The following is a 17166-nucleotide window of genomic DNA, read 5'->3' as shown; positions in this document are numbered from 1 at the left end:
CAGCGCAACACCCCCTTCGGGCCCAATCTTGAATGGCCCGAACGGACTATGCGTAAGCGGCAGATCACCCGCGGGAGTGACCTGAGGACATACGTGACTATCCCGTCAGAACGGGACAGTTGACATGCGTCACAACGGACACCGAATGACACACGAGGTGGATTCGGACACGGCACCGGAAAAAAATCGGAAGAACGTCAGAACGATTCGGGCTCGTTGGACGTACTTGATACAAGGGCCTACGGCTGTGACAGTTGAGAGCAGCTTAGGCCAAGGCCTGCGCGCGTGTCCGGCGAATGAGAACCTAGACAGCCGTTCATGTTTCCTTCACGCCCCGACGTCGGCCGCGCCTCGCGCACCGGCCTCCGGGCCCCGCATCTCGGATGTCACGATCCGGCACCCGTAACCCTCTGGACCGACCTGCTCCTTCGGAACGGTCATCGGTACGGATTAGGCTGCCCTCATGCCAAACAAGCGCTCGGGTGGTGGTCTGTCCGCCACACAGCAGGCCGCCAAGTTCCTAGGTGTCAGCGTGCTCGCCGGCGCCGTCATGGCGGGCATCGCCCTGCCCGCCGTCGGCGCCCTGGGGCTCGCGGCCAAGGGTTCCGTCGAGGGGTTCGACGAACTCCCCGCCAACCTCAAGCAGCCACCGCTGAGCCAGCGCACCACGATCCTCGACAGCAAGGGCGACTCGATCGCCACGGTGTACAGCCGCGACCGCACGGTGGTCGATCTCAAGGAGATCTCGCCGTACATGCAGCAGGCGATCATCGCGATCGAGGACGCCCGGTTCTACCAGCACGGCGCGATCGACCTCAAGGGCGTCCTGCGCGCGCTCAACCGGAACGCGCAGGACGGCGGTGTCACCCAGGGCGCGTCCACGCTGACGCAGCAGCTGGTGAAGAACGTGGCGGTGGAGGAGGCCGGTGACGACCCGACGCTGGTCGCCCAGGCCACCCAGCAGACCCTCGGCCGGAAGATCAACGAGCTGAAGAAGGCGATCCAGCTCGAGGAGGAACTGAGCAAGAAGAAGATCCTCGAGAACTACCTGAACATCACGTTCTTCGGCCAGCAGGCCTACGGCGTCGAGGCCGCCTCCCAGCGGTACTTCTCCAAGTCCGCCAAGGACCTGGACGTCGAGGAGGCCGCACTCCTCGCGGGCATCGTGCAGTCGCCCAGCCGGTACGACCCGGTGAACGACCCGCAGGAGGCCACCAAGCGGCGCAACACGGTGCTGCAGCGGATGGCCGATGTCGGCGACATCTCCCAGGCGGAGGCGGACAAGGCCAAGGCGAAGCCCCTCGGCCTCGACATCAGCAAGCCGAAGAACGGCTGCATCACCGCCGTCAAGGGCGCGGGCTTCTTCTGCGACTACGTCCGCAAGATCTTCCTGAACGACCCGATCTTCGGCAAGACGAAGGAAGAGCGGGTCAAGATCTGGAACCAGGGCGGCCTGACGATCCGGACGACGATGAACCCGCAGGCCCAGAAGTCGGTCCAGGCCTCCGTCAAGGCGCACGTCCGGCAGAAGGACGACGTGGCCACCGCCGCCACCATCGTGGAGCCGGGCACGGGCAAGATCCTCGCCATGGGCCAGTCCAGGCCCTACGGCCTGGACACCAAGAAGAACGAGACGTCGATCAACCTCTCGGTCGACGAGTCGATGGGTGGCGGAGCGGGCTACCAGCCGGGTTCGACGTTCAAGCCGATCGTCGCCGCGGCGGCCATAGAGGACGGCATGTCCCCGGGGAAGATCTACTCCGCGCCGTACAAGATGGCCTACCCGAGTCCGATCTCCACCTGTGGCGGCGGCACCTGGCGCAACGGCACCGGCAGCGGCGCCGCGAAGCTCGAGAACGAGAGCGCGAGCGAGGTCGGCCCGTACTCGATGGAGAAGGCGACCGCGCTGTCGGTCAACACCTACTTCGTGCAGATGATCGCGGACATCGGCATCTGCCCGGTGACGAAGATGGCCAAGAAGATGGGTGTCGGGCGGGCCGACGGCCGCAAGATGGACCAGGCTCCGTCGATCGCGCTCGGCACACAGGAGATGTCCCCGCTGACCATGGCGAACGGGTACGCCACCTTCGCCGCCCGCGGCATGTACTGCACCCCGGTCGCCATCGAGTCCATCACCCAGCGGGTCGGCGACAAGTCGAAGTCGCTGGAGGTCCCGAAGTCGACGTGCTCGCGCGCCATGTCCGAGAAGACCGCCGACACGATCAGCACCCTGCTGGAGGGCGTGGTCGAGGACGGTACGGGCCGGGAGGCGGGCCTCGGCCCCAGCCGCCCCAGCGCCGGTAAGACCGGTACGACGGACTTCCGTTACGCGGCCTGGTTCGTGGGCTACACCCCGAACATGGCTGGTGCGGTCTGGGTCGGTGACCCCGCGCACAAGCGCCGCATGGTGAACATCACCATCGGCGGCAAATGGCACGACAAGGTCTTCGGTGGCCGGGTTCCCGGCCCGATCTGGCGCGACATGATGTCCGGCGCGCTGGCGGGCAAGCCGAGCCCCGACTTCAACCGCGTCTACATCCCCGACGAGCGGCCGGACCGCGACCGTGGGGACGGCGACAACGGCAATGGGAACGGAAACGGGAACGGGAACGGGAACGGCGACGACAACGGAAACGGTGACGACGGCGGCTTCATCGGCGGCAACAACGGCGGCACCACCTTCCCGACCCCGGACTTCACCATCCCGGAGAACTGGTTCGAGGGCCAGACGAACGGCGGGAACAACGGGAACGGCAACGGCGGCGGGTTCGGGTGACGGACCGACGGACCGACGGACCGACGGACGGGAGCACGGCCGGGGCCCGGGAGGCGGTTCGCTGACCCCCATGGACCGGTGACGGCCGTGGAGCCGGGCCGGGAGATATAGGTACGGCGGTGGGGGCGCCCCTGGAGAAGGGGCGCCCCCACCGCCGTTGAGTGGGAGGGGCTGCGGGAGCCCGGGGGGTCGGGTGGGCACCGGGGCGCCGGGTGGGCGCCCGAGAGCCTGCCTGGCGCCGGGGAGCCTGGCTGGCCGGAGCCGGAAGTCGGCCTGGTGCCGGGGAGCCGGGAGGCTTGGCTGACCGGGGCTGGAGGCCGACCGGGAGCCAGGGACCTGCCGGAGCCGGGGGCGTCAGCCGCCCGTGAGCTGCTGCTTGACGAGAGCAGCGACTCGGCCGCCCTCGGCGAGCCCGGCCACCTTCGGATTCACGATCTTCATGACCTGACCCATCGCGCGCGGCCCCTCGGCACCGGCGGCCCGCACCTCCTCGACGGCCTGCACGACGATCTGCAGCAGCTCCTCGTCGGAAAGCTGCTTGGGCAGGTACTCGGCGAGAAGCTCGCCCTCCGCCTTCTCGCGCTCGGCCGACTCGGTACGACCGCCCTGGGCGAAGGCTTCCGCGGCTTCGCGGCGCTTCTTCGCCTCTTTGGTGATCACCTTGAGCACCTCGTCGTCGGAGAGCTCACGCTTCTCCTTTCCCGCGACCTCTTCCTTGGTGATCGCGGTGAGCGTCAGCCGGAGCGTCGAGGAGCGGAGCTCGTCGCGCTCCTTGATGGCGGCGTTGAGGTCTTCCTGCAGCTTCGACTTGAGCGTGGTCATGGCGTCGATTGTCGCAGGTGTGGCGTGTGGAGCGCGCCTTGATTTCGCTGGTGTGTGCGGCTCGGTTGCGGGAGCCGGAGTCGGTTGTCCACAGGGTGAGTTGACGACTGGTGACGATCGGCGGTGGTGAGCGGAGGTTGTCCACAGGCGGGCGCTCGGGCTCGGCGGGGTCTGACACGATGGACACATGCGAGCGCGATACGGAGTACCTCTGGGGATCGCGGCGGTCGGTGCCGCCGGTGTGGTGTACGCGGCGGGTTTCGAGGCCCGCTCCTTCCGGCTGCGGCGGGTGACGGTCCCGGTGCTGCCACCGGGCATGCGGCCGCTGCGCATACTCCAGGTGTCCGACATCCACATGGTGAGCGGGCAGCGCAAGAAGCAGCGCTGGCTGCGGTCCCTGGCCGGCCTGCGCCCCGACTTCGTGATCAACACCGGGGACAACCTCTCCGACCCCGAGGGCGTCCCCGAGGTGCTGGACGCGCTGGGCCCGCTGATGGAGTTCCCCGGCGCGTACGTCTTCGGCTCCAACGACTACTACGGCCCCAAGCTGCGCAACCCCGCGCGCTACCTCCTGGAGAAGGTCCAGGGCCGACACGGTCTGAACGGGAACAAGCCGGTGGTGGGCGCCATCCACAACCCGTGGGAGGACCTGCGGGACGGCTTCGACGGAGCCGGCTGGCTCAACCTCACCAACACCCGCGGCACGCTGAAGATCGAGGGCATGGCGGTCGAGCTGACCGGCCTGGACGACCCGCACATCAAGCGGGACCGGTACGCGCGGGTGGCCGGCGGTCCGTCGGACTTCGCCGACCTCTCCCTGGGCGTCGTCCACGCCCCCTACCTCCGCAGCCTCGACGCCTTCACCGCAGACGGATACCCCCTCATCCTCGCCGGCCACACCCATGGCGGACAGCTCTGCGTCCCCTTCTACGGCGCCCTCGTCACCAACTGCGATCTCGACACCGACCGCGTCAAGGGCCTCTCCACCCACACGGCCGACGGCCGCACCGCCTACATGCACGTCTCCGCCGGCTGCGGCACGAACCGCTACACCCCGGTGCGGTTCGCGTGCCCGCCGGAGGCTTCGCTGCTGACGTTGGTGGGACGGGAGGAGGCATAGGGCTGCGGGTTCGGATCTGGGCCTGGGCCTGGGCCTGGGCCTGGGCCTTGGCCTGGGCCTGGGCGAGGTCGTGCGCACTCGGCGGAGCCTGGCTGGGCTGGGATCGGGTTCGAGGGGCCTCGGCGCTCCCCGGCAGGCTTGTGCCTGGCGGGGCTCAAGCTGGGCCGAGGCGGGGCCGTCGGTCACGCCCGACATGAACAGGCCCCGCCCTGACACCCCCACCCATACAGATCACCCCAAATAGCCTCTTTTATCCGGTCGGCTTAGCGTGAGCGCATGACCGCACCGATACCCAGGGACATCCCCGATCTGCCCGCGATCTCGGGCATCCCCGCCCCGGTGACGTCCGTCGTGCCCGCGGCGGCGGTGGTGGCACCTGCGCGACGCCCACTGGCGGGGACCTACCGCGCGCTGGTCGCACTGACGGCGGCAGCGGCCGTGGTGACCGAGATGGTGCTGGGCAGCCCGCTGCGCGCGTTCAGCCATTTCGCGGTCCAGAGCACGGTCCTGGTGGCGTTGGTCTTCGCTGTCTCGGCCCGCCGCGCCTGGTCGGCCCGCCGCCCCCTGCCGTCCGCAGTGACGGGCGGCACGGTTCTCTACGCCGTGATCACGGCGTCGGTGTATCACCTGCTCCTGACGAACGGCCCGGTGACCTTCTCGATGACCACGTCGCCGACGGGCGCCCTGGTCACGCCCGCCGGCTGGCTCGCCGTGACCGACGTCGCCTTCCACACGGTGATCCCCCTCGCGGTGGTGGCGGACTGGCTACTGCTGACGCGCCCGTCCCCACCCCGGCTGATCCACGCGGCGGCCTGGCTGCTCTACCCGCTGGCTTACCTGGCGTCCACGCTCGGCCGTGCGGCTCTGGTGACCACGGACTGGCCGGCCCCGTACCTCTACCCGTTCCTGGACGTCGACCGCCACGGCTACAGGGACGTCCTCGGCAATGCCCTCCTCCTGGGCCTCGCCTTCTGCGCCGCCGCCCTCCTGATCGTCGTCGTCGACCACCTCCGCCCCGACCCGGTGCACCCCGCCGAGGGCGCCCGGACCGCCCGGACCGCCACCCCGAAAACCGGATTTCGTCTCCGGCCACCGGTGGGCTAAAGTAAACGACGTCGCCGCGACAAGCAGCGACAATCGGGGTGTAGCGCAGCTTGGCAGCGCGCTTCGTTCGGGACGAAGAGGTCGTGGGTTCAAATCCCGCCACCCCGACAGAGAAATACCAGGTCAGGGGCCTGATCCATCAAGTGGATCAGGCCCCTGACGGGTTTCTGCAGATCGTTTGGAACGACATATGGGAGAAGCTCTTGGCCGACATCTCCCAGACGGGCCCGGCGTCTTTCGCAATCGTGGCTGGCGTACTCGCCGAACGTCTCCAGCCCGGCCGCCGGATCGCGCCACGTGCCGTACCGGGCCTTGGCCTCTTCCTCGTCCGCAGCCTGTTTCGCCTCACGCTTGGTGGCAAATTTGACCACCGTGCCCGTCGGGTCGACGACGGTTCCGAATGTGCACGCCGACCTCGCTCCACTGGGGACGAACGTCAACTTCGTTCAGCCCGCCGGCCGCCAGGCCCTGACGATCCGCACCTACGAGCGCGGGGTCGAGGCGGAGACCCTGTCGTCCGGCAGCGGGGCCGTGCCCGGTCACCCACACCTTCGAAGAGGTACTCGCATGACTCTCTTCCTCAACCCCAGCTCGGACCGCGCGGTCCAGAAGTCCGCCGAGGAGCTTCGCGGTTGAGGGCAGAGCCGCCAGGGCCTCGGCGTCGCCCTCGTCCACGGGCCCGTGTCCGCCGAGGACAGGCTCTACCACTCGAAATGCCCCGTCGAACAGCGATCAGTCACGGCCCTGGCCCAGGCACTGGAAGAGATCGGCGTCCGCTGGCGCCAACTGCAGGACATCGGCTGCCAGCGGTCAGGCACCACGTTGTGACCCGCGGCCACCGCCTCGTCCTCAGTCCACACACCTGACGATGATCGCCCGTGGCCGCAGCCGTCTCCCCGCCGCCCCGACCAGCACGATCACAACTCCGGCAGGAGTATTGAACCGCCCAGCGGGACGTCTCACCCAAGGCTGACAGCGAGGGGTTTCGCCTCCTACGACATCGCTGCGCCGCGTGAACTCGACCTGCAGAATTCAGAGTCGGCAGGTCCACGTCCGTGACGGGTCCATACGCTGACAGCACGGGCACACCGATGCGCAACGGCTGGCCACGCTCGAGCACCTCTGTGGAAAGGACCCCCATGAGCCCCCGCACCGCCCATGCTGTTCCCACCCGCCCGGCCCGGTTCACCCTCGACCCCTCCTTCGCCGTCGGCGAGGTCGACCCCCGCCTCTTCGGTTCCTTCGTCGAACACCTCGGCCGCTGCGTCTACACCGGGATCTTCGAGCCGGACCATCCCTCGGCCGATGAGGCGGGCATCCGCACGGACGTATTGGAGCTGATCCGCGAGCTCGGCGTCACCACGATCCGCTACCCCGGGGGCAACTTCGTCTCCGGCTACAAGTGGGAGGACTCGGTCGGCCCGGTCGAGGACCGCCCGCGCCGCCTCGACCTCGCCTGGCGGTCGACCGAGACCAACCGCTTCGGCCTGTCCGAGTACATCGCCTTCCTGAAGAAGATCGGCCCTCAGGCCGAGCCCATGATGGCGATCAACCTCGGCACGCGCGGCGTCGCCGAGGCCCTGGAACTCCAGGAGTACGCCAACCATCCGCAGGGCACGGCCCTGTCGGACCTGCGCAGAGCGCACGGCGACAAGGATCCCTTCGGTATCCGGCTGTGGTGCCTCGGCAACGAGATGGACGGCCACTGGCAGACCGGCCACAAAACCGCCGCGGAATACGGTCGCATCGCCGCAGAGACCGCGCGCGCCATGCGCCAGATCGACCCGTCCGTGGAACTGGTCGCCTGCGGCTCCTCCGCCCAGTGGTTGCCCACCTTCGCCGAGTGGGAGGCGACGGTGCTGCAGGAGACGTACGACCTCGTGGACTCCATCTCCCTGCACGCCTACTACGAACCCCGGGACGGCGACATCGACTCCTTCCTCGCCTCCGCCGTCGACATGGAGTCCTTCATCGAGAACGTCGTCGCCACCTGCGACCACGTGGGTGCGAGGCTGAAGTCCAAGAAGAAGATCAACCTGTCCTTCGACGAGTGGAACGTCTGCTACGGCTTGGAGTTGAACGGGACAGAGAACCCCGACTCGCGGGACTGGGCGCAGGCACCCCGTCTGCTGGAGAACAGCTACAGCGTCCTGGACGCCGTCGTCGTCGGTTCGCTGCTGATCGCGCTGCTGCGCCACGCGGACCGGGTGACCGTCGCCTGCCTCGCCCAGCTCGTCAACGTGATCGCCCCGATCATGACCGAGCCGGGCGGCCCGGCCTGGCGGCAGACGACGTTCTTCCCCTTCGCGCAGGCATCGCAGTACGGCCGCGGGCAGGTCCTCGACGTGCGGGTGGACTCGCCGACGTACGAGACGGAGAAGTACGGCGAGGCCGACCTGCTGCACGCCACCGCCGTGCGCGCCGAGGACGGCTCGGTCACCGTCTTCGCCGTCAACCGCAGCCGCACGATATCCCTGCCACTGCAAGTCACCCTGAACGGACTCGCGTTGACGTCGGTCGTCGAGCACAGCGCCCTCGCGGACGCCGACCCCGACGCACGCAACACCCTCACCGGTCCGGAACGCGTGACCCCGCACCAGGTCTCCGGGACCACCCTGAGCGACGGCACCCTCAGCTCCGTCCTCGAACCGCTGTCATGGAACGTGATCCGGCTCGCCTAGTACTCCTGCCGGAGTCGGGCGAGGAGGAGGTGGGGGCTCCCGGCTGTGGCCGGCCGGGAGCCCCATGGAGAACGGGGGCGTGGCTCAGCCCATGCCCTGGAGGCGCCAGATCTGGTTCCTCTTGTTGGTCAATGCGCTCTCCGGGTCGCAGGGCCACTGGTGGAGCTTGGCTCCGGCGGCGGTCGAGATCTGGCTGACGTCGACGCACTTGCCGCTGTGGACGGCGGCCAGCTGGTAGTCCTTGCTGTTGCCGAGCGCGGTGACCGGCTTCAGGGTGAACATCTGGTTCGTGGAGCCGTTGCAGGTGTACTGGATGACGGCGGCACCGTCGGTCGTGGAACCGCTGGCGACGTCCAGGCACTTGCCGCTGTGCTCATTCACGATGGTGTAGGTGTTCGCCCGTCCGGCGACCGGCTTGAAGTCCAGCGTCTGCTGGTAGCCGCCCTCGCAGTAGTACTGCTGGTACTGCGTACCGTTGGCCGTGGACAGGTTGGTGTCGTCCAGACACTGACCGCTGTGCTGAGCCACCGCGACCGTGGAGACGGTGGTGTTGGACGGCGGGAGCAGGGTGACCGTGTAGCCGTCGACGGCGTTCGTCCACGGCACGTTCACCGAAGCCGAGTCACCGCTCACGGTCAGGGTCTGGTCGGAGACGGTGACCGGACCTGTCACCGCGCCGCCGTTGTTGTTCGGTACGCGCTGGACGATCGCGCGGACCCGGCCGTTCTCCACCAGGGAGGTGGTGTCGAGGCGGTTGAGGGCGACGGTGACGTTGCCGGTGTTGCCGTTGCTGCCCAGCAAGCGACCTGAGGACGGGCGTTGTAGGTGGGCGAGGCCGGGACACGACTCAGGGTCATGCCGTCGCCGTGTCCCGTCGCGGTGTTGGTACCCGACCCCACCAACTTCGCGAAGTCCTTCACCCGTCTCATCGGCAACCTGCCCCGGCGCCTTCCGCCACATCCACCAGGACCAGCAGCGGTTCGGCGAAAGCCAGGTGGCTGGCGCGGCCGATGCCATTCGATGCCATTCGATGCGCTTCGACAATGAAGTCGTCAGGTGAAAGAAATGTGTTTGCCTGCGCAGAGTATTGCTGTTCAGAGGTCCCATCATTACTGTCCCCGGAGACGCAAGCGCTTCGACACTTCGCACCTATGTCTGGCCAGCCTGGTGCTTGAGGTAAGGGGACCGAGCACCGTTCCCGCAGTTCTTGAGCGCGCCACCTCGACGACACGAGCCACCCACCATCGCGAGCAGCACCGCATGAGCCGAGTCGCGCCGTCCCGAGCCCGGACTCGCCTGCGAGCGACACCCTCGCGGCGCGAGTCCGCCACCGGACCGGGGAGCCGGAGAACCACCATCGCCGTCCTTGGAGGGACACATGAGATGGCAAGCCCGTAAATCCATATGCGGCAAGTCGGCCGGGTTCGGCCGGCTGGCCCTGATCGTCGCCGTGATCGCCGGGTTCCTGAGCTTCGCGTCTCCGGCGCAGGCAGCGGTGTACTCCACCTGCGAGCGGTACGGTCAGTACACCCAGGGCACCTGGACGATCCACAACAACCTATGGGGCGACAACCACGGCAGGCAGTGCCTGACCGTCGACAGCATCAAATCCTGGTACATCGACGCGAACCACTCCGGCGGCGGGATCAAGTCCTACTCGAACACCTCGGTCCGGCCCCAGACGCCGCTGTCTCAGTTGAACTCGGCGGGCTTCTGGTACAACACGTCGTCGGCTCCCGCCACCGGCGGTGACAACTGGGGCTGGACGGCCGACCTCTGGTCCACCAACAACCAGGACGAGATCATGGTCTTCACCAGCTGGACCCCGGGACCGCTGGGCGGCTGGGGAAGGCAGGTCGCGTCCGACGTGACCCTCGGCGGCGTCCGGTACGCGTCGGTCTGGCAGGCCGATCCCGGCTGGAACGTCCTGCAGTTCATCCCCGCCCAGCAGAGCAACACCGGAACCATCGACGCCGCGGCGGTCTGGCGATGGGCCGCGTCGCAGAACCTCCTGCGCAACACCACCTTCGACACGATGCAGTTCGGCCTCGAGATCAGCTCGACCAACGGCGTACAGAAGCGGTACTCGCTGAACTCGTACAGCGCCTGGTGGAGCAACACCTCCGGCGGCGGATCAAGCATCTAGGGGCTTTCGCTCGGACCACCGTGCGGACCACAGAAAGATGCCTGCGATGTGGAGTCCGGCCAGGTAGATCGTGGCTGTCTTCTCGTAGCGGGTGGCGATGCCGCGCCACTGCTTGAGGCGGTCGACGCACCGCTCGACGGTGTCGCGGTGCTTGTAGGTCTCGCGTACCAGGGAATCGTTTCCAGCTAGAGCGACCGGAGCGGCTCGGCCACGGTTCCCTCAGTGCCGGTGCCTTCGAGCGTCCCGAACCAGAGCAGGGCAGCGAGGCACACGCGCGCCTGATCGGTCGGGGCCCCGCCGTCGTGGCCGGTAATGATCGCCAAGCCCGCGCCCGCACGCGCTGCTATCCCCCCTCACGACAAGAGACCCGCATAACCACGGAAGCCGAAGCCGCTTGGTTCAATCTGCGATTTCGGCTCACGAATCGCGCGAAAAGTATTGACGCATTTCACCGGAACCTTAAGATCCAGTCGATCGATACTTCGACCGTCGTTCGTTATCTCGAACGCATAAGGCCGCGCCCCGCCGGGTTCCGGACAGCCTCTGACGGGCGAACCGGTACCGCCAGCTCCAACGATGACGAGGTTCGCATGCACAGACGTCGCTTCAGCCGCAAACACCCGTCTGCGGTGCTCGCGGCTACCGTCGCCGCCCTGGCCGCCCTGGCGGCGACGCTCCTGGCCAGCCCCGCTGAGGCGGCCACCACCAGCGCCGTGCGCGGCGTCGCTTCCAACCGGTGCCTCGATGTGCCGGGCGCCAGCCAGACCGACGGCACCAACGTGCAGATCTGGGACTGCAACGGCGGTACCAACCAGCGGTGGACGCTGACGGACAACAACCAGTTGACCGTCTACGGCAACAAGTGCCTGGACGTTCCGAACCACGCCACCACGGCCGGTACCCGGCCGGTGATCTGGTCCTGCAACGGCGGTGCCAACCAGCAGTGGCGGGCGAACGCCGACGGCACGATCGTCGCCGTGGAGTCCGGGCTGTGCCTGGACGTCAGCGGCGGCGCCTCGGCCAACAGCACGGCGGTGCAGCTGTGGGACTGCAACGGTGGCAACAACCAGAAGTGGAGCGGCCTGGCGCCGAGCACCACGTGCGCACTTCCGTCGACGTACCGGTGGTCCTCGACCGGCCCGCTGGCGCAGCCGCAGAACGGCGAGCTCGCGTTGAAGGACTTCACCACCGCGAAGATCAACGGCCAGCACCTGGTCTACGCGACCACCTCCGACGGAAACGGGTGGAACGCGGCGATGTTCCGTCCCTTCACGAACTGGTCGGACATGGGGACAGCCACCCAGTCCGAGGTGAGCGGGTCGGTGATCGCGCCCGAACTGTTCTACCTCTCGACCAAGAACATCTGGGTGATGGCCTCGAACGGGTGGGACACCGCCTGGCCCTTCACCTACCGCACGTCCACCGACCCCACCAACCCCAACAGCTGGTCCGCGCCGCAGCCGCTGTTCACCGGCAGCCTCCCCGTCGGCGGCCCGATCGACCCGACCCTGATCGCCGACGACCAGAACATGTACCTGTTCTTCGCCAACGACAAGGGCGGCATCTTCAAGTCGACCATGCCGCTCGCGAACTTCCCCAGCAGCTTCGGCTCGTCGTACGAGACGGTCATGAGCGACACCGAGGAGCGCCTGTTCGAGGCCCCGGAGGTCTACAAGGTCCAGGGCCAGAACCAGTACCTCATGATCGTCGAGGCGCGGGGTGCCAACGGGCGCTACTTCCGCTCCTTCACCGCCTCCAGCCTGAACGACAACAGGTGGACCGAGCAGGCCGGCACCGAGAGCAACCCCTTCGCGGGCAAGGTCAACACCAACCAGACCTGGACCAACGACATCAGCCACGGTGACATGATCCGCGTCAACTCCGACCAGACCATGACCATCGACCCCTGCAACCTGCAGTTCCTCTACCAGGGCAGGTCTCCCTCATCGGATGGCACCGGCTACCTGTCGTTGCCGTACCGGCCGGCCCTGCTCACCCTGCAGCGCTGACCCCACCCGCTGACCGACCCACCACCCTGAGGAACCCCAGCCGCGCGGCGGCCGGGGTTCCTCCCTTCACCACCTCCACCGCGACCATCCAGCTGGACCACGCGACGATGCGCGACGGCGACCGGGCCGGACTCGCCCTGCTGCGCGACCTCTCCGCGTGGATCGGCATCGAAATCGACGGCACCGACTTCACCCGCCTGGGGCCCGCGTCCACCATGGGCCCCACCTGACAGTTCGTCATGGGCTGCCGCTTCGCCCTTACCAACTACGCCACGCAGACACTCGGCGGCTCCATCCGCGTCGCACGGTTGGCGCTGACCGCACCGCGAGCGCAGCAACGTCCCTCTCCCCGATCTGACCGGCTGCTCAGTCCCCGAGCCGCAGCATCAGGAAGGACCACACCATGTCCAGGGCCGACGTCCACAGGCCAATGGCTCCCCCGACCGCAGTGAGACCACCCGCTACCGTTACGAGACTCGCCCGGGCAACCTGGGTGCTGATCCTCATGCTGGCGTTCGCCGTCCTTCCTGCCGCGGTGCATCCCACGGCGGCCAGGGCCGACAACCCGATCGTGCAGAACGTCTACACCGCCGACCCGGCCCCGCTGGTGCACAACGGCCGGGTCTACCTCTACACCGGGCATGACGAGGACGGCTCCACCTCCTCCTTCGTGATGAAGGACTGGCGGGTGTATTCCTCCGCCGACATGGTCAACTGGACCGACCACGGCTCACCGCTCAGCCTGGGCACCTTCAGCTGGGCGAGCGCCAACGCGTGGGCCGGCCAGGCCATCGAACGGAACGGCAAGTTCTACTGGTACGTACCGGTGACGGTCCGGGCGACCGGCGCATTCGCCATCGGCGTGGCGGTGGCGGACAGCCCCACCGGACCGTTCCGGGACGCCCTCGGCCGCCCGCTGCTGGAGAACACCGAGTTCGACCCGACCGTCTTCATCGACGACGACGGTCAGGCCTACCTCTACTGGGGCAACCCCAACCTGTGGTACGTCAAGCTGAACGCCGACATGATCTCCTACTCGGGCAGCCCCACCAGGATCCCGCTCACCACCGCGGGATTCGGCACCCGCACCGACAACCCCGACCGTCCCACGCTGTACGAAGAAGGGCCGTGGGTCTACAAGCGGAACGGTCTGTACTACCTGGTGTACGCGGCCAGGTGCTGCCAGGAGTTCATCGCCTACTCCACGGCACCCAGCCCGACCGGGCCGTGGACCTACCGTGGGACGGTCATGCCCGCCCAGGGCAACAGCTTCACCAACCACGCGGGCATCGTGGACTTCAAGGGCGGTTCGTACTTCTTCTACCACAACGGCGCCCTCCCAGGCGGAGGCGGCTTCACCCGCTCGGTAGCCGTGGAGAAGTTCTCCTACAACGCCGACGGCACCATTCCGACGATCAACATGACGAGCACGGGTGCCCCGCAGGTCGGCCCACTCGATCCGTACGTCCGCCAGGAGGCCGAGACGATCGCCTGGGGTTCCGGGATCGAGACCGAATGGACCAGTGACGGCGGAATGAACGTCGGCTGGATCGAGAACGGCGACTACATCAAGGTCAAGGGAGTGGCCTTCGGGGCCGGCGCCTCCTCCTTCGCCGCACGCGTCGCCTCGGCCACCAGCGGCGGCACCCTCGAAGTGCGCCTGGACAGTCCGAGCGGGCCGATCGTGGGCCGGTGCGGTGTGCCGAACACCGGTGGCTGGCAGTCCTGGAGAACGGTGACCTGCCCGGTGAGCGGCGTGACGGGAACCCGTGACCTCTACCTGACGTTCAGCGGCGGCAGCGGCTACTTGTTCAATGTCAACTGGTGGCAGTTCACCCGCGCCGCGTAACCGCACCGCGTTGACTTGCGGCTCGGGCTCGGCTGAGGGGACGTTGCGGAAGACTGCGTCGTCAGCGGCGAGGTCTCTGACTCGCGGGTCTCCGGGCTGATCAGGCGGGAGTGACGGCCGTCGTCCGAGCCGGCTCCAGTCGCAGGCCAGAGGGCCCTCACCTCGTTGGTGAGGGCCCTCTGGCGTTGGTGTGGGTGGTGAGTGGTTCGGGGTCAGGCCGTTTTCCGGGCGACGGCGTCCCGGGTCGGTATCCCAGGTGTGGTTGTTTTCGCAGGTGGTGGGGGTGGGATCGTTCCATCGTTGCGGGTTGGGGGGCGGGTGTTGTCCTCGGTTCGTGGGGCGGCCGAGGCTACGGATGTCGCACCGGCTGGAGCGGCCGGGCGCCCTGCGGTGTCTCGGTGCTTCCGCCTTGCCCGTCCGCGGGAGCGTTCGGTTCTTCGAGTACCCGGGACGCGGGCCGTGAGCGTGTGCGACCTCATGCAGATCAGCGAAGGAGCACGCAAATGAACGTGAAGTCCCTTACGGGCCGCCGGGCGGCCGTTGCCGCGGGTCTCGTCCTGGCTCTCGGGTGGGGTGTGTCGGCCCAGGCCTCCGCCACGGGGCCGGTGGTGAAGAGCGGCAAGGCCGCCGTGCCCGCCTGCACCCAGAAGGTTCTCGGGGTGTCCGCCACCAAGGAGCCCGCGGACAGCAAGGACGCCAGGCATCTGCTGCTGACCGTCCAGAACACCGGCACCGTGAAGTGCGACCTCCACCGCTACCCGCTCGTGCGGCTCGGCGACGGCAAGCGCACGGCCCCCGTGATCGAGGAGAGCGACCCGAACCCGGGGGTTCCCGTCACCCTCGCTCCGGGTGACGAGGCGTATGCCGGTCTGCTCGTCAACGGTCCCATGGACGAGTACGAGGCAAAGAGCATCACCCTCAGCCTCCAGGGTCGTAAGCCCGGCAGCGGCGCGGGCAAGCCGATCGACGTGCCGATGCCCGTCGAGACGTTGTACGCCAACGACTTTCAGCGGGTCACCTACTGGACGACCGCTCCCGGTTTCGCCCTGGATTTCATCATGTCGCGGTGAGGTCTCGGTCCGTATCCGCTTCAGGCCCAACGAACCGCATTCAGTGGAGATTTGATGAGATCCGTCATCCGGAAGGTCACCGGCTTCGTGGGGGTGGGCGCGGCCGTGGCGACCATGTCCGTGACCGGCGCGACCGCCGCACACGCGGAGGCCCCGACGCAGGGCTGCCCGTACCCCTATGTCTGCCTCTACGTGGACAACGACGCCCTGCTGGCCGGCCGGCCGATGGCGAAATACCAGGTCGTCACCAGCGGCTTCCAGCCGGTCACGCCTCGGCCGCACTACGGGGTCCTGAACACCCGCAACGACGACGTGGTGCATCTGCGGCTGCAGAGTGGGGGCTCGGTCTGTCTGAGGCCGAACTCCCACACCGTGTTCACCAACGCCTACAGCGTCAACGGGATTCGGATCAGCAGCAGTTCCAGGTGTTGATCGCGGCTCGTGCCTTCGTCGGGTGTCAGTCGCCGGTCTCCGACGCGGCCTCGGCCGAGGTCATGGGGACCCAGCCGGCGTCTTGGTACCAGTAGCGCGGCAGGCCCTTGATGGTGGTGGTGCGGAAGGGGCGGCCGTGGTCGTCGATGCGCACCGTTCCCGTGCGGTCCTGTGAGGACCAGTCGAGGTCCACGTACCAGTCGCAGGTGCAGGAGTCGGTGCGTGCGGAGAGCAGCAGGACCTCCGGCTCCCGCAGGGACACCCGGTAGGGGAAGTCGAGGGCCGGGTCCGGGTCGTCCGTCTGGTTGCCGGGGAGCGAACGGGCCAGGGGGCGGTGCGCGTCGAGGTCCACCGAGAAGTGGCGGGGGATCAGGATGGCGCCGCAGCCTTCGTACATGGAGTAGGCGATGCCCTTGGGGGCGGTGGGTGCGGCGCGGTTGAGCACCCGCACCCGTACTCCTTCGAGGGTGACCGGGGCGGAGCCGCTTCCCTGGACCGTGATCTGCAGATGGGTGGTACGCCCGTGGGCCGCCCCCATGGACGTGGCCCACACGGCGGCGTCCTGCGGGGCGGGCGGCGGCGGGACCTGCCGTGGGGGCTTGGCGATGACGTAGTCATGGTCGCATTCGGGTCTCCAGACGTGGGAGTCGGCCGTCCAGGTCAGGGGGACCGTTGGTGGACGCGCGGTCGTGTCTGCGCTCGTCCGGTTGTCAGGAGGGCTGCTGCTGTCGGTGGGCATCGTGGCCGGATCCGACGTTTTCGTTGTGGGGGCGGCCGAGGGCGATGGCTCACCTGCACCGCGGGACGGTGTGGCAGCGGGTCGTGGGCGGCCGCTGCCGCTGGGGGTGGTCGACGCCGAGGGTTTCGGTGCGACGCGAGCCGAGGCCGTCGGTTCGCCGCCACCGGCGGTCGGTCCGGCGGCGGATGCGGTGAGGCCGGCGCAGGCGACTACGAGCGTGGCCGCGAGTGCGATGGATCGGAGGGGGTGGGGGCGGGGAGAGGGTGGCGGGGTGGTTCGTTGTGTGGTGGTTCGTTGTGGGGTGGTTCGTTGTGGGGTGGAGCGTCGTGGGGTGGGTGCGGCTTCGTGGCGCCCCTCGGGCGAGGGGGTCGGGGCCGGTGCCTCGTTCGGCGGGGCGCTGTGGCTTGCCGATGCTGCC

The 17166-nt window shown here is 68.1% G+C and carries 13 protein-coding genes, 1 tRNA gene and 2 pseudogenes; 12 read left to right on the top strand and 4 right to left on the bottom strand.

Annotation, left to right across the window (positions count from 1 at the left end):
- Positions 1–463 precede the first annotated feature (463 nt).
- Positions 464–2776, top strand: a complete 2313-nt coding sequence (locus GWK25_RS02020) for a transglycosylase domain-containing protein (protein WP_215448225.1) — start codon at positions 464–466, stop codon at positions 2774–2776.
- A gap of 354 nt (positions 2777–3130) precedes the next feature.
- Here the strand turns inward: GWK25_RS02020 and GWK25_RS02015 are convergent, their stop codons facing one another.
- The gene (locus tag GWK25_RS02015; protein WP_215448224.1) at positions 3131–3598 is read right to left on the bottom strand and encodes a GatB/YqeY domain-containing protein; all 468 of its coding nucleotides are present in this window, start codon (positions 3596–3598) and stop codon (positions 3131–3133) included.
- 187 nt (positions 3599–3785) lie between these two features.
- Here GWK25_RS02015 and GWK25_RS02010 point away from each other — a divergent pair, with 187 nt between their 5' ends.
- From GWK25_RS02010 to GWK25_RS02000, 3 genes are all read left to right on the top strand, one after another.
- Complete coding sequence (locus tag GWK25_RS02010) at positions 3786–4718, top strand: metallophosphoesterase (RefSeq protein ID WP_184905360.1); 933 nt, start codon at positions 3786–3788, stop codon at positions 4716–4718.
- Between the two features lie 276 nt (positions 4719–4994).
- Positions 4995–5822, top strand: a complete 828-nt coding sequence (locus GWK25_RS02005) for a Pr6Pr family membrane protein (RefSeq protein ID WP_215448223.1) — start codon at positions 4995–4997, stop codon at positions 5820–5822.
- Between the two features lie 34 nt (positions 5823–5856).
- A tRNA-Pro gene (locus GWK25_RS02000) sits at positions 5857–5930 on the top strand.
- Positions 5931–6070: 140 nt separating this feature from the next.
- Here the strand turns inward: GWK25_RS02000 and GWK25_RS43165 are convergent.
- Positions 6071–6223: pseudogene (locus GWK25_RS43165) on the bottom strand (LacI family transcriptional regulator); the annotation flags it as partial.
- On the opposite strand from GWK25_RS43165, the gene GWK25_RS43160 reads away from it, so the two are divergent.
- A complete protein-coding gene (locus GWK25_RS43160) occupies positions 6186–6458 on the top strand; it encodes a hypothetical protein (RefSeq protein WP_251830808.1) in 273 nt (90 codons plus the stop codon). The pseudogene GWK25_RS43165 and the gene GWK25_RS43160 overlap by 38 nt on opposite strands.
- A gap of 503 nt (positions 6459–6961) precedes the next feature.
- Positions 6962–8503: an alpha-N-arabinofuranosidase gene (locus GWK25_RS01985; RefSeq protein WP_215448222.1), complete on the top strand. Its 1542-nt coding sequence runs from the start codon at positions 6962–6964 to the stop codon at positions 8501–8503.
- An 84-nt stretch (positions 8504–8587) separates the two neighbouring features.
- Here the strand turns inward: GWK25_RS01985 and GWK25_RS01980 are convergent, their stop codons facing one another.
- Positions 8588–9304, bottom strand: a complete 717-nt coding sequence (locus GWK25_RS01980) for an RICIN domain-containing protein (RefSeq protein WP_251828661.1) — start codon at positions 9302–9304, stop codon at positions 8588–8590.
- A 577-nt stretch (positions 9305–9881) separates the two neighbouring features.
- Between GWK25_RS01980 and GWK25_RS01975 the strand changes: the two genes are divergently transcribed.
- From GWK25_RS01975 to GWK25_RS01950, 6 genes and pseudogenes are all read left to right on the top strand, one after another.
- Positions 9882–10649, top strand: coding sequence for a hypothetical protein (locus GWK25_RS01975; protein WP_215448221.1), 768 nt, complete (start codon positions 9882–9884; stop codon positions 10647–10649).
- A 590-nt stretch (positions 10650–11239) separates the two neighbouring features.
- Entirely contained in the window at positions 11240–12658 is a 1419-nt protein-coding gene (locus tag GWK25_RS01965; RefSeq protein WP_215448220.1) for a non-reducing end alpha-L-arabinofuranosidase family hydrolase, read from the top strand.
- A 71-nt stretch (positions 12659–12729) separates the two neighbouring features.
- Positions 12730–13110: pseudogene (locus tag GWK25_RS43155) on the top strand (hypothetical protein); the annotation flags it as partial.
- Between the two features lie 53 nt (positions 13111–13163).
- Complete coding sequence (locus tag GWK25_RS01960) at positions 13164–14507, top strand: glycoside hydrolase family 43 protein (protein WP_251828660.1); 1344 nt, start codon at positions 13164–13166, stop codon at positions 14505–14507.
- 503 nt (positions 14508–15010) lie between these two features.
- A complete protein-coding gene (locus tag GWK25_RS01955) occupies positions 15011–15577 on the top strand; it encodes a DUF4232 domain-containing protein (protein WP_215448219.1) in 567 nt (188 codons plus the stop codon).
- Between the two features lie 54 nt (positions 15578–15631).
- Positions 15632–16009: a hypothetical protein gene (locus GWK25_RS01950; protein WP_215448218.1), complete on the top strand. Its 378-nt coding sequence runs from the start codon at positions 15632–15634 to the stop codon at positions 16007–16009.
- Between the two features lie 25 nt (positions 16010–16034).
- Here GWK25_RS01950 and GWK25_RS44450 read toward each other — a convergent pair whose 3' ends face one another.
- Positions 16035–16748, bottom strand: a complete 714-nt coding sequence (locus GWK25_RS44450; protein ID WP_308404508.1) for a hypothetical protein — start codon at positions 16746–16748, stop codon at positions 16035–16037.
- Between the last annotated feature and the right edge of the window lie 418 nt (positions 16749–17166).

This window comes from Streptomyces sp. ATCC 21386 (assembly GCF_018728545.1).
Lineage (GTDB): Bacteria > Actinomycetota > Actinomycetes > Streptomycetales > Streptomycetaceae > Streptomyces.
The sequence above is the reverse complement of the archived record's forward strand: the minus strand, read 5'-3'. Positions and strand labels throughout refer to the sequence as shown.